The following is a 12,078-nucleotide window of genomic DNA, read 5'->3' as shown; positions in this document are numbered from 1 at the left end:
CATTATTTACGCCCAAGTTAGTCAATATGGGCTAATAAACAAGATTAACCATTATGTAACAAGGTGACGCAGTTACCTGTGGCTCTCAATTAGACTTTTGGCTAGTTAAGGCTATAACTAGCATATTTTTTAACAAATAGACGTGCGTAGGATCCTACTTTTACCCTCAAGGTGTAAAAGAGTAGAGCACTGAATAACTAGCAGGCGCGAAGGCGTAGTCATCTTATTGAGCACGCATAAATTGCCAATAAAAAAGTGCAAAGCCCAGCCAGCTTACCATGAGTAACGCCCAGGGTAACCAGGCGCCATAGGAATGAGATACGGGCGTTAACTCGCGCTCCGCCTGCATAAACTGGCTCTCATTTTCTTCTAGGACGGCATTTTTTATACGCTGTTTTTTCGCTTTATCGGCGGCGCGAGCGCGTACTTTTTGCTGTTTCTTATATTCATCTATGCCTTTTTGCACGCCTTGGGCAATTAAGCGGGTTTGTTCTTTAGTTTGGCCGGGCTTTTGCGTGGCTTTAGCAATGCGCTCGGCCTCGGCTTGAGTTTCTAGAGAAGGGCGGCGCTTTGCTCGGCTAGGTTTATTCATGAGTTAGGGAGCCACATTATTAAGGTAATGGATGTCCATACTAAAAAAGGCCAATAACAACTGGGTGGCGCTGGCATAAAACCCAAAGCTGTCATGAGTGGCGCAGGCCTTGGCTAGCTGGGGCAAATTATTGAGCAGTAAATCATTAGCCAGCTCTCTTTGTTGGTCTAATAATTCAAGACGCACCGCCTCGCTGTCTGCTTCTGTGGCGGCTAAGGCGAGGCTAGCCATCATTTCAAGTTGATTACAGATATGGAGCGGGTCGTCATCACTTAGTTGAGTGCCGTGTTGTTTTAACAATACGCTCATTAATAATAGCGACGCTTGAGAAGGCTCACCAAATGCACTGCTATCCAATAAGGAGTGCTGCTCAAACAACTGCTGATACTGCTGATTAAGTGTCGCTTGTGGCGCTTGTAGTGCCAACACGTGCTCGGTTTTAGCACGAAACGCTTGTGTAGCGTCGTGTAAAGGGTCAAGTGTCGCCAAGCTATTTAAAAAATCATGCATGTCGTAACTGCCAAACTCGTCTAAATCTTGTGCGGTTAAAGGCAGGGACAATAAAGCGGTAAACCAGTGATAGAGCTCGGCTCGACGTTGTGACGTTACGATAAAATCTTGCATATTCTCCCCAGAGGTAGCGCGCCTTTGAGTATTAAATAAAGGCTTAGGCTATAACTCGGCCAAAACTGTCATTCTATCGGCTTTAGCGCACAGATCTACCCTACTAAGGCGCAAACTATGAAGGATATCGCGAAAACATAACAAGCTTATTTTACGTAAAGATAAATAAGTACGCGAAGCCGAGTTGCAGGGCTAGGCCATTTCTTTGCTTAAGGGTAAACTAATGCGAAATTTTTAATATCCCCCATGAGTCAGGAGAGACAATGTTAACCCGCGACATGAATATTGCCGATTATGATCCCCAGTTATGGCAAGCCGTGTGCGATGAAACTCAGCGCCAAGAAGAGCACATAGAGTTAATCGCTTCAGAAAACTACACCAGCCCTCGCGTCATGGAAGCTCAGGGCTCTCAGCTGACCAATAAATACGCCGAAGGTTACCCCGGTCGTCGCTTTTATGGCGGCTGCGAATATGTAGATATCGTTGAGCAATTAGCGATTGATCGTGCCAAAGAATTATTTGGCGCCACATACGCTAACGTCCAGCCTCACTCTGGCTCACAAGCCAACTCGGCGGTATTTATGGCCTTGGTTAAGCCAGGCGACACTGTGATGGGCATGAACTTAGCCCACGGTGGTCATTTAACCCATGGCTCTCCTGCTAACTTCTCAGGAAAAATGTATAACATCATCCCCTACGGCATTAACGAAGCGGGTGAGATTGATTATGATGAAATGGAGCGCTTAGCGCTTGAGCATAAGCCAAAGATGATTATTGGTGGTTTCTCGGCATTTTCTGGCATCGTTGATTGGGCGCGCATGCGTGAAATTGCCGATAAAATTGATGCTTGGTTTATGGTGGACATGGCCCACGTGGCGGGCATGATTGCCACCGGTCATTATCCAAGCCCAATTAAGCATGCGCATGTGGTTACTACTACTACCCATAAAACCTTGGCCGGCCCTCGTGGCGGTTTGGTGTTATCTGCAGAAAATAATGAAGAGCTAGAAAAAAAGCTTAACTCTGCAGTATTCCCAGGTGGTCAAGGCGGCCCCTTAATGCACGTGATTGCCGGCAAAGCGGTGGCTTTTAAAGAAGCCATGGAGCCAGAATTCAAGGTGTATCAAGGCAATGTATTGAAAAATGCCCAAGCCATGGCCGATGAATTCATTAAGCGCGGTTATAAAGTGGTGTCAGGTGGTACTCATAACCACTTGTTCCTACTCGACTTAATTGACAAAGACATCACAGGAAAAGACGCTGATGCCGCCTTGGGTAAAGCCTTTATCACAGTTAATAAAAATGCTGTTCCTAACGATCCTCGCTCACCGTTTGTAACTTCTGGGATCCGTATTGGCACGCCAGCCGTTACTCGTCGTGGTTTTAATGAAGACGATGTGCGCCAATTAGCCGGTTGGATTTGTGATGTGTTAGATAACATCAATGATGATGCTGCGATTGCTGCTGTGAAAGAGCAAGTTCAAGAGATCTGTCGTCGCCACCCTGTTTATGCTTAAGCTCAGTCTTGAGGATGAGTGATGTAGTAAACGGGGCCTTAGGGTCCCGTTTTTATTGGTGACCACGCGCTTTTATTATTTAAGCTGCATTGTGATGCTGAGAATTTAAGCTAGCTTAGGAGGCGTTATGTATTGTCCCTTTTGTCATGCCACCGACACTAAAGTGATTGACTCACGCTTAGTGGGCGAGGGCTTACAAGTGCGTCGGCGACGGGAATGCCACAGCTGTAAAGAGCGCTTTACTACCTTTGAAACCGCCGAATTGGTTATGCCGCGTATTATTAAAACCAATGGCATGCGCGAGCCCTTTAATGAAGAAAAATTAGAAGCAGGAATGCAGCGCGCCTTAGAAAAGCGCCCCGTAAGCATAGAGGCCATTGAGCAGTCAGTGATCCGTATTATGTCGCAACTGCGCGCCACGGGAGAGCGAGAAGTAAAGTCTGAGCTGATTGGCAATCTAGTAATGGAAGAGTTAAAGCTACTTGATAAAGTAGCCTATATTCGCTTTGCTTCTGTGTATCGCTGCTTTGAAGATTTACGTGAATTTGGCGAAGAGATCGCCCGTTTGGAGCAATAAGTGTTTAGTGCCCAAGATGCCCGTTGGATGGCCCGCGCCATCGCCCTTGCACGCCGAGGGTGTTATACCACCAGTCCAAACCCCGCCGTGGGCTGTGTCATTGTTAAGCATGATCGGTTACTAGGAGAAGATATGCTGCTTGGTGAGGGCTGTCATCGCCAAGCCGGGGGTCCTCATGCCGAAGTATTTGCTCTGCGCCAAGCCGGTGCCCGCGCAGAGGGCGCCACCGCTTATGTGACGCTAGAGCCTTGTGCTCATACCGGGCGCACGCCGCCTTGTGCTAAAGCGCTGATTGATGCCAAAGTAGCGCGCGTGGTCGTGGCGTGTGTAGATGCAAATCCTCAAGTGGCAGGGAAAGGCCTGGCTATGCTAGAAGCGGCGGGCATTATGGCTCAAGCAGGGCTAATGGCTGAAGAAGCACAGACGCTTAATACGGGGTTTATGCACCGTATGCGCACTGGTTTGCCCTATGTCACCCTCAAATTAGCGGCTAGCTTAGATGGGCGCACCGCATTGGCCAATGGCCAAAGTAAATGGATAACCGGCCCCCATGCGCGGCGTGATGTACAACGCCACCGCGCCTTAAGTTGCGCTATTTTATCGGGTGCCGATACCGTAATAATGGATAATGCCAGCTTAAATGTGCGTTGGAGTGAACTGCCTGCCAGTGTGGCATCAGATTATGGCGAGCCCGAAGGTTTTGGTTCGTCAACAGCACCGACCCTTCGCCAACCGCTGCGCGTTATTATTGATACAAGAAATCGCCTCACGCCTTCACTTAAGCTATTTAGTTTGCCCGGCCCCATTTTATTGTTGCGCAGCCACGCAAGTGGGGATTTTAATGAACAAGTAGAAGAGTGCGTATTGCCCTTAGCGCCCGACGGTAAATTAGACTTAAGCGCCTTGATGCAAGAGTTGGGGCGTCGACAAATCAATCACTTGTGGGTAGAGGCGGGCGCGCAACTAGCAGGTGCCTTATTAGGGCAGCAATTAGTCCATGAGCTTATCTTGTATCAAGCACCTAAGCTGATGGGCAATAGTGCGCGCGGCTTATTTAATTTAGCGCCCTTAACCGACATGAGCCAAGTAATTGACTTAGAATGGCAAGATGTGCGTTTTATTGGTAATGATTTAAAACTGAGTGCCCATATTCGCTACCACATTGAGCCTTAATAAATAAGTGTTAATAAAGACTCAAAACTAAGGTTTACCAGGCACTAGGGAGCGGGTCACTTTTGAGGGCTACCTAACAGTAACCTTAAGCCGTTGGCTTTATGATGCGCGCAAACGGTGAGCGCTCGCCTTTAAGGTGCGCTTCCCTGTATGAAGATAAGAGAGGAATCCATGGCCTTAAGTAGCACCCAAGATATTATTGACGATATTCGCCAAGGCAAAATGGTCATCTTAATGGATGACGAAGACCGAGAAAATGAAGGCGACTTGATCATGGCCTCGCACCATGTCCGCCCCGACGACATTAATTTTATGGCTAAATATGGGCGCGGTTTAATTTGTTTAACGCTCACCGAAGCTCGATGCCGCCAGCTGAACATTCCTCAAATGGTGAGTCGTAATACTGAACAGTTTTCGACCGCTTTTACCGTCTCTATTGAGGCGGCGTCTGGCGTGACCACAGGAATTTCTGCCGCCGATCGTGCGCGCACTGTGCAAGCGGCGGTAGCACCCGACGCTAAGCCCTCCGACTTAGTCCAGCCTGGGCATATCTTTCCACTTAAAGCACAAAATGGCGGCGTATTAACCCGTGCCGGCCATACAGAAGCGGGCTGTGATTTAGCACGCTTGGCAGGTCTTGAGCCTTCAGCGGTGATTGTGGAGATCTTAAATGAAGATGGCACCATGGCCCGTCGCCCAGATCTAGAAGTCTTTGCCGAACAACACGGTATTAAATTGGGCACCATTGCTGATTTAATTGAATACCGTAATCAGCATGAAACCACCATAGAGCAAGTGGCTCGCTGCACCTTGCCTACCGAATTTGGCGAGTTTGAGTTAATCACCTTTAGAGACACCATTGATAACCAAGTGCACTTTGCCCTAAAAAAGGGTGACATTGAACCTAATAAAGCGACCTTGGTGCGCGTGCATATTCATGATGTGTTTACCGATATTTTAATGACTGACCGCTTATCGGCGCGCACTTGGCCCTTAGCTAAGTCGATGCAACGCATTGCCGATGAGGGGGGTGTGTTAGTGATATTAGGCCAAGAACAAGCGCCCGATCAGCTACTTTCAGTGGTGCGCCAATTTGAAGCTGTGGACAAAGGCGAGCAAGCAGAAGCCCCTAAATGGCGCGGTACTTCTCGCCGAGTGGGCGTGGGCTCGCAAATTTTGCAAGCGTTAGGGGTAGGAAAAATGACACTGCTTAGCTCACCTAAGCGCTACCATGCCCTCTCTGGTTTTGGTCTAGAAGTGGTGGAGTACGTCACTGAATAAGTCCCCCGCATCCAGCACTACGCTATAATAGCGACTAAATGCACCATTCTAAGGCTCGTCTTATCGGTTTGATAAGCGGGCTTTTTTGTCTGACTACACATCTTAATAATGCGAGGTATGATAAAGCGACTTAAATGTCTTTTTCTCCTTAATTTTTGACTGAGGTAAACCATGCCCCTAAAGAGCATCATAAAAGAGCCGGCCACACAGCCTGATGCGTGTGTTATTTGGTTACATGGCTTAGGTGCCAGCGGCCATGATTTTGAACCCATAGTGCCCGAGCTTGGCTTACCTAAAGACAGCGCCATTCGTTTTATTTTTCCTCATGCGCCGCAGTTGGCCGTTACTGTGAATGGCGGTCATCGTATGCCGGCTTGGTATGACATTATGGCGATGAACATTGACCGCGAAGTGGATGAGCGCCAATTACGCATTTCAGCCCACGCCATTCAAACTATCATTGAGCAGCAAATTGCGCAGGGCATTGATAGCCGCCGCATTATTTTGGCCGGCTTTTCTCAAGGCGGTGCCGTGGCCTATGAAGCGGCACTGAGCTTTGATAAGCCGCTGGCAGGCTTAGTAGCAATGTCAACTTATTTGGCGACTGCCGACAGCCTAGAGCGACAGGCTGCCAATGCTAAGCTGCCTATTTTAGTCTTGCACGGCAGCCGAGATGCGGTGGTGCCAGAAACCTTAGGGACGCGTGCTTGTGAGCAATTACGCTGTTGGGGTTATGCACCTAACTTTCACTCTTACAATATGGAGCACAGCGTGTGTGCCCCAGAAATTGTGGAGATTAGCCGCTTTTTTAGTCAGTGTTTAGCGCTTAAGCCTTAAGTCCTGTTGAAACCACACAGTGTGAATAAGGGCGAGCACAGCTGAAAGTAAATCTATGGCCAGCGGTGGGTAAGCTCGCTCTTACCCATATAGCCTTAGGCATTTTTTGATTTTTGGCCTTGTTAATTTTTTACCTCTTGCTTGGCCTGTGTTTTTCTTACACTGGCGCCTTACTGTAATTTAGGAAATTTAAATGACTGAACATGAATTAATAAGGACACTGCAAAGTGCGTCCTCGCAGTTGAGCTTTGCCGATTGCTTGGCGGTGATTGATGCCCATTATGACTTTACGCCTTGTGCATTTGATAATGGGACATTAAAAAATACGGCGGGAGAAAATAATGGCTCTTGTAAAATATTTGCTTTTGGCCGCTTACACCAACTTAGCCCTGAACAAACGCTGGCGTGTTTTGGTGAGCATTATCAAGGAGTATTAGATGATCCTGCTGGACAAAGTCATCAAAATATCCGTAACTTCATAAAGCAGGGCTGGGCAGGAGTTCATTATTATGGGCAGCCATTAACGCCTAAAGTGTAAGCTTATCTTTTTCTTTTAAGTCTCTGCCTCACATAAGGATCTATCCTATGGCTGGCGCTAGCTTATTGATGTTGCTCGATGATATTGCAAGCTTACTGGATGATATTTCCTTGATGACTAAGGTGGCGGCTAGAAAAACCGCCAGTGTATTAGGGGATGATTTAGCCCTTAACGCTGAGCAAGTCTCTGGTGTAAAAGCGGACCGAGAATTACCCGTGGTATGGGCGGTGGCTAAGGGCTCTTTTATTAACAAAGCGATTTTGGTGCCCGCCGCCTTGGGCATTAGCGCGGTGATGCCGTGGGCAATCGTGCCACTACTAATGCTTGGCGGTACCTACTTGTGCTTTGAGGGTGCAGAAAAAGTAGTGCACTTAATCAAGCGAAAATATCGTCCTACTTGCTCAGCGCCTGCCGCCACGCCTGTGGCTCCAGCGGGCGATATTAAAAGTCATGAGCGCAGTAAAGTAAAAGGCGCTATTCGTACCGACTTTGTGTTATCTGCAGAAATTATTGTGATCACCTTAGGCATAGTGGCTGAGGCGCCTTTCTTGCAACAAATTGTGGTGCTGACCGGTATCGCGATTGTGATGACCATAGGTGTGTATGGCTTAGTGGCGGCCATTGTAAAGCTTGATGATTTGGGGCTGTATTTAAGCAAAAAGCCGGGATTTTTTCACACCTTAGGATTAGGAATTTTAGCCGCGTGTCCTTATTTAATGCGCACCTTAGCGATTGTTGGTACGGCGGCGATGTTTTTAGTCGGCGGTAGCATCCTAGTGCATGGTGTGCCTTGGGTAGGTAATCAAGTTACGACGCTGGCTGACTTAGCCCATGGGCTGCGGGCCTTAGGAGGGCTCTTAGCTTGGTTAACGCCCCACTTACTTCACGCCGTCATAGGGTTAGGAGTGGGCTTAATGGTAGTGGGGCTTTTTGAGCTTAAGGATAGAATTAAGACTGCTCATTCTTAATGGGGTTTGTTAAGTGCTGGCGCTTTGCGAGTACGAAGCCAGAGCATAATATTGCCACTGCGATAACTCACTAAAGCGGTTAAGATCAATAAGCAGCCTAAAACTTTCGCTAACGGCATCGGCTCGTGATACCAAAATACACTAATTAATACTGTCCATACTGGCTCTAACATCATGATCAGCGCGGCATTGCCGACTGGGCTGTATTTTTGGCCCATGCTTTGTAAGACAAAACGAAAAGAAGTCGCGAGCAAAACACTGGCTGCAAACCAGCCCCAAGTACTGGGCGCTATGGTGTCCGGCCATTGCTCTATGCTGGCGGAATATATTAAATGCATGACTCCCGTGACGGCTAATTGAATACAGGTGAGCGCCATGGGATCGACTCGCCGTGCAAAACGACTGTTTAAGTTAAAATAGAGGGCTAGTGATAAAGACGCCAATAAGAATAATAGCTGACTTAAGGTCAAGCTTAAGCCGTTGTTCATGGTCAAGAGCAGTAAACCCAGCAAGGCTATGGGTAAGGCCAGCCAAAATTGGCGCACCGGTTTTTCTTTAAAAATTAGCCATGCCAGTGGCGGTACCATCAGCATGGCTAAGCTCATAATAAACGCACCTTCACCAATGCCCTTACTGTGGGCGATGGCCTGTATCCAAAAAATAAGATTAAGGGTCATTACTAAGCCAATGGCCGCGGCTTTCACTAATAGCTCGGTTGGGGTAGCAATTAATTGTCGATAGCAAAAAGGCAGCAGTAATAGTGCCGCTAATAAAAAACGCCAGCCCACAAAGCCGGCGGGTGGTAACCCCTGAATGGCTTCTTTGGAGAAAAGCCAGCCAATGGAAGCTAACAAGGTTGCCGCTAAAATTAATAAATCGCCGCGCCGTTCTGGTTGCATGCTGGCTCCTGCGCCATGGGATAAGTGATAGCTAAGGGGCATCGCCATCAAGATTAAAAGATCACTGTCTGGCTATTTATCAAGGCTCACTATAACTAAGTGGCTAGCTAGCTATTCTATAGCGAAAGCCAAGGGTTTGCTTATGCTATGCGCTACTTTATCTGCCACTGTAAATAATACGCTCTGCTGAGCAGGAAGGGGCCCAAAAAGTGAGCCTAGACTTTGGTGTGATATTAGCGCGTGTCGATGCTTAGTTTGAGGGTGCTATTTGCTTGTTGTCGAACTTAATATGCGAGCTAGATGCGTCGCTTGAACAAACAAAGCGTCAGGCAAAGCACGCCGAGCTTAAGCCTTAGCCGGTCATTAATTGTCACTCTGTACCCCTCAGGGCGGGGCGGTTATTAATTTGGCGGCATCTAATGACTTTTGTCACCCTTAGGTTGTGCTAGAATATGCGCACTTTTATCAGAGCAGAGGTTTCCATGAAGGTAATCGAAGGACTAATGGCCGCTCCTAACGCCAAGGTAGCGATCGTGGTCGCACGCTTTAATAATTTTATTAACGACAGTTTAGTCAATGGCGCGCTAGATGTATTAGTTCGCCAAGGCCAAGTAAAAGATGACAATATCACCTTGGTCAAAGTACCGGGTGCCATTGAAATGCCTTTAGTGTGTAAAAAGCTGGCTAAAACCGGTAATTACGACGCCATAGTTGCCTTGGGCTGTGTGATCCGTGGTGGCACCTACCACTTTGATCTCGTGGCCAATCAAAATAGCGCCAGTATGGCCAATGTCATGATGGACTTTGATGTGCCCATCGCTTTTGGCGTATTAACCACAGAAAATATTGAACAAGCCATAGAGCGCGCTGGTACCAAGGCGGGCAACAAGGGCGCAGAGGCTGCGCTTAGCGCACTTGAAATGATTAACGTCCTGCAACAGCTGGACTAATAGGAGTACTGCTTTGAAACCGTCTGAACGCCGTAAGGCTCGCCGTCTCGCTACCCAAGCTATTTACCAGTGGCAGATAACCCAAGATAATGTAGCCGATATCGCCCAGCAATTTGCCCTAGAACAAGACACTAAAGGCGTAGACATGGAATATTTCCGTGACTTGCTCTATGGCGTGTCTGTCCATACTAAAGAGCTAGATGGTATTTATTCGCCATTTTTGTCGCGCCCCATCGCCGACTTAGACATGGTAGATAAAGCGGTACTGCGCTTAGCAAGCTACGAGCTGACACGACGGGAAGATGTGCCTTATCGAGTAGTGATTAACGAAGCGATTGAGTTAGCCAAGGCCTTTGCTGCCGAAGAGAGTCATCGTTTTGTGAACGGCGTGCTTGATAAAGTCATCAAGCAATTAAAAAAATAACAATAAGCACGGGAAAAAAGCCAGCCACACGCTGGCTTTTCATTTTCTATGAATGAATTCGATATTATTAAGCATTATTTTAATGTGCATCATCATCGTAAAGATGTGGTGATGGGGCCTGGCGACGATTGCGCCATTTTACAGGTGCCCGCTAATACTTTATTAGCTGTAAGTACCGATACCTTAGTGAGCGGAGTGCATTTTTTTGCCGATATGGACCCCGAAGCTCTAGGTCATAAAGCGTTAGCGGTGAACTTATCGGATTTAGCCGCCATGGGCGCCGATCCTTGCTGGGTGTCGTTGGCACTGACCTTGCCTGAGGTTGATCATGACTGGGTAACCCAGTTTTGTGCCGGTTTTTTTGAACTGGCTGAATATTATAATGTGGCTTTAGTGGGCGGTGATATGACCAAAGGCCCGCTGTCGATTACCGTCACCGTGCACGGCACTTTGCCTGAAGGTAAAGGCTTACTACGCAGTGGTGCCCAAGCAGGTGATGCTATTTATGTGACCGGTACCCTAGGGGATGCGGCATTAGGCTTACAGCAAGTCTTGGGCAAAGTGAGCGTGCCTGATGAGCACCAAGAGTTTGTGCGCTTTAAGTTTGAACATCCCCACCCGCGGATCTTAGTAGGCCAAGCGCTGCGCGATATTGCCAGCAGTGCGCTGGACTTATCCGATGGCTTATTGGGAGATTTAGCACATATTTGTCGCGCATCTGGCTTGCGGGCCCAACTGGAAGTAGAGCATTTACCCTTAAGTGACGCTATGCACGCTTCGGTGAGCCAAGAACAAGGTTGGGAGTTAGCTTTAAGCGGTGGCGATGATTATGAGTTGTGTTTCACCGTCCCTGAGCTACATCGTGGCCAGTTAGACATTGCCCTAGGTCATTGTGGCGTTAAGTTTACTCAAGTAGGGCGCATGTTTGCCGGCGAGCCCAGTGTAGAGCTGGTTCACAATGATGAGCCTTATCAAATCACGGGCCAAAGCTGGGATCATTTTCGCTAAGCGTCAGCGGTGATGAGTGATTAGTGATTAGTGATGAGTGATAGGGTGACAAGTGAATAGGGCTTAGGGAAAAATGAAGTCGCGCCTCGTATCCAGCTCAATAACAGAGGGTAAGCATTCTTTAGCCTTCACTCCTTACACCGCACTGTATTTAAACAAGGAACACTGCCATGAGAAAACCAGAGCTGGCTAACTTAAAGTTGTCTAATCCACTGCATTTTTTGGCACTGGGTTTTGGCAGCGGTTTAAGTCCTGTGATGCCTGGTACTATGGGTACCCTTGCGGCTATCCCCTTGTACTTATTAATTCAAGGCTTAAGCGCACCTTGGTATATCGCGCTCTTGGTGATAGGTTTTATCGCTGGGATATGGATTTGTAATGCAGCGACGGCCGCCATTGGTCAGCCTGATCACGGCGCTATTGTGTGGGATGAAGTGATCGGCTTTGGCATTACTATGTTTATGGCACCCTTAGGCTGGGGCTGGATAGTGGTGGGCTTTGTGCTGTTTCGCTTTTTCGATATTATCAAGCCTTGGCCTATTCGCTGGTTTGATCGCCGTATTCATGGCGGCATTGGTATTATGCTTGATGATGTCATTGCCGGCCTATTTGCTTGGCTGTGTCTACAAGTACTGGCCCGTTTTTGGTAAGTCAGGCTTAGGAATAATTGATAAGGCTAAGGCGCACTTT

The 12,078-nt window shown here is 47.9% G+C and carries 14 protein-coding genes; 11 read left to right on the top strand and 3 right to left on the bottom strand.

Annotation, left to right across the window (positions count from 1 at the left end; all coding sequences use genetic code 11):
- Nucleotides 1–223: 223 nt before the first annotated feature.
- A complete protein-coding gene (locus CBP12_RS06715; protein WP_086963757.1) occupies nucleotides 224–592 on the bottom strand; it encodes a DUF2956 domain-containing protein in 369 nt (122 codons plus the stop codon).
- 3 nt (nucleotides 593–595) lie between these two features.
- Nucleotides 596–1,216: a chaperone protein TorD gene (locus tag CBP12_RS06710; protein WP_086963756.1), complete on the bottom strand. Its 621-nt coding sequence runs from the start codon at nucleotides 1,214–1,216 to the stop codon at nucleotides 596–598.
- 263 nt (nucleotides 1,217–1,479) lie between these two features.
- On the opposite strand from CBP12_RS06710, the gene glyA reads away from it, so the two are divergent.
- From glyA to CBP12_RS06675, 7 genes are all read left to right on the top strand, one after another.
- Nucleotides 1,480–2,733 carry a serine hydroxymethyltransferase gene (gene glyA, locus CBP12_RS06705; protein WP_086963755.1) on the top strand — a complete coding sequence of 418 codons (1,254 nt, stop codon included), beginning with the start codon at nucleotides 1,480–1,482 and terminating at the stop codon, nucleotides 2,731–2,733.
- A 127-nt stretch (nucleotides 2,734–2,860) separates the two neighbouring features.
- Entirely contained in the window at nucleotides 2,861–3,310 is a 450-nt protein-coding gene (gene nrdR / locus CBP12_RS06700; RefSeq protein WP_086963754.1) for a transcriptional regulator NrdR, read from the top strand.
- Nucleotides 3,311–4,483: a bifunctional diaminohydroxyphosphoribosylaminopyrimidine deaminase/5-amino-6-(5-phosphoribosylamino)uracil reductase RibD gene (gene ribD, locus CBP12_RS06695; protein WP_086963753.1), complete on the top strand. Its 1,173-nt coding sequence runs from the start codon at nucleotides 3,311–3,313 to the stop codon at nucleotides 4,481–4,483.
- 171 nt (nucleotides 4,484–4,654) lie between these two features.
- A complete protein-coding gene (gene ribBA, locus CBP12_RS06690; RefSeq protein ID WP_086963752.1) occupies nucleotides 4,655–5,764 on the top strand; it encodes a bifunctional 3,4-dihydroxy-2-butanone-4-phosphate synthase/GTP cyclohydrolase II in 1,110 nt (369 codons plus the stop codon).
- A gap of 171 nt (nucleotides 5,765–5,935) precedes the next feature.
- Nucleotides 5,936–6,601: an alpha/beta hydrolase gene (locus CBP12_RS06685; RefSeq protein WP_086963751.1), complete on the top strand. Its 666-nt coding sequence runs from the start codon at nucleotides 5,936–5,938 to the stop codon at nucleotides 6,599–6,601.
- A gap of 193 nt (nucleotides 6,602–6,794) precedes the next feature.
- Nucleotides 6,795–7,139, top strand: a complete 345-nt coding sequence (locus tag CBP12_RS06680) for a HopJ type III effector protein (protein WP_086963750.1) — start codon at nucleotides 6,795–6,797, stop codon at nucleotides 7,137–7,139.
- Between the two features lie 47 nt (nucleotides 7,140–7,186).
- Nucleotides 7,187–8,107 (top strand): DUF808 domain-containing protein, encoded by a 921-nt coding sequence (locus CBP12_RS06675; RefSeq protein ID WP_086963749.1) that lies wholly within the window; start codon nucleotides 7,187–7,189, stop codon nucleotides 8,105–8,107.
- Here CBP12_RS06675 and CBP12_RS06670 read toward each other — a convergent pair.
- Nucleotides 8,104–9,006, bottom strand: a complete 903-nt coding sequence (locus CBP12_RS06670; RefSeq protein ID WP_086963748.1) for a DMT family transporter — start codon at nucleotides 9,004–9,006, stop codon at nucleotides 8,104–8,106. The two genes, CBP12_RS06675 and CBP12_RS06670, sit on opposite strands and share 4 nt — an antisense overlap.
- A gap of 482 nt (nucleotides 9,007–9,488) precedes the next feature.
- On the opposite strand from CBP12_RS06670, the gene ribH reads away from it, so the two are divergent.
- From ribH to CBP12_RS06650, 4 genes are all read left to right on the top strand, one after another.
- Nucleotides 9,489–9,956: a 6,7-dimethyl-8-ribityllumazine synthase gene (gene ribH, locus CBP12_RS06665; RefSeq protein WP_086963747.1), complete on the top strand. Its 468-nt coding sequence runs from the start codon at nucleotides 9,489–9,491 to the stop codon at nucleotides 9,954–9,956.
- A gap of 13 nt (nucleotides 9,957–9,969) precedes the next feature.
- A complete protein-coding gene (gene nusB, locus CBP12_RS06660; RefSeq protein WP_086963746.1) occupies nucleotides 9,970–10,380 on the top strand; it encodes a transcription antitermination factor NusB in 411 nt (136 codons plus the stop codon).
- A gap of 48 nt (nucleotides 10,381–10,428) precedes the next feature.
- Nucleotides 10,429–11,388 (top strand): thiamine-phosphate kinase, encoded by a 960-nt coding sequence (thiL, locus tag CBP12_RS06655; RefSeq protein ID WP_086963745.1) that lies wholly within the window; start codon nucleotides 10,429–10,431, stop codon nucleotides 11,386–11,388.
- 170 nt (nucleotides 11,389–11,558) lie between these two features.
- The gene (locus CBP12_RS06650) at nucleotides 11,559–12,038 is read left to right on the top strand and encodes a phosphatidylglycerophosphatase A family protein (RefSeq protein ID WP_086963744.1); all 480 of its coding nucleotides are present in this window, start codon (nucleotides 11,559–11,561) and stop codon (nucleotides 12,036–12,038) included.
- Nucleotides 12,039–12,078: the final 40 nt, after the last annotated feature.

Source organism: Oceanisphaera avium, from assembly GCF_002157875.1.
Classification (GTDB): Bacteria; Pseudomonadota; Gammaproteobacteria; order Enterobacterales; family Aeromonadaceae; genus Oceanimonas; species Oceanimonas avium.
The sequence above is the reverse complement of the archived record's forward strand: the minus strand, read 5'-3'. Positions and strand labels throughout refer to the sequence as shown.

Coding starts and splice junctions, on each gene's coding strand:
- CBP12_RS06715 (WP_086963757.1), bottom strand. CDS start 592: ATGAATAAACCTAGCCGAGCAAAGCGCCGCCCTTCTCTAGAAACTCAA.
- CBP12_RS06710 (WP_086963756.1), bottom strand. CDS start 1,216: ATGCAAGATTTTATCGTAACGTCACAACGTCGAGCCGAGCTCTATCAC.
- glyA (WP_086963755.1), top strand. CDS start 1,480: ATGTTAACCCGCGACATGAATATTGCCGATTATGATCCCCAGTTATGG.
- nrdR (WP_086963754.1), top strand. CDS start 2,861: ATGTATTGTCCCTTTTGTCATGCCACCGACACTAAAGTGATTGACTCA.
- ribBA (WP_086963752.1), top strand. CDS start 4,655: ATGGCCTTAAGTAGCACCCAAGATATTATTGACGATATTCGCCAAGGC.
- CBP12_RS06685 (WP_086963751.1), top strand. CDS start 5,936: ATGCCCCTAAAGAGCATCATAAAAGAGCCGGCCACACAGCCTGATGCG.
- CBP12_RS06680 (WP_086963750.1), top strand. CDS start 6,795: ATGACTGAACATGAATTAATAAGGACACTGCAAAGTGCGTCCTCGCAG.
- CBP12_RS06675 (WP_086963749.1), top strand. CDS start 7,187: ATGGCTGGCGCTAGCTTATTGATGTTGCTCGATGATATTGCAAGCTTA.
- CBP12_RS06670 (WP_086963748.1), bottom strand. CDS start 9,006: ATGCAACCAGAACGGCGCGGCGATTTATTAATTTTAGCGGCAACCTTG.
- ribH (WP_086963747.1), top strand. CDS start 9,489: ATGAAGGTAATCGAAGGACTAATGGCCGCTCCTAACGCCAAGGTAGCG.
- thiL (WP_086963745.1), top strand. CDS start 10,429: ATGAATGAATTCGATATTATTAAGCATTATTTTAATGTGCATCATCAT.
- CBP12_RS06650 (WP_086963744.1), top strand. CDS start 11,559: ATGAGAAAACCAGAGCTGGCTAACTTAAAGTTGTCTAATCCACTGCAT.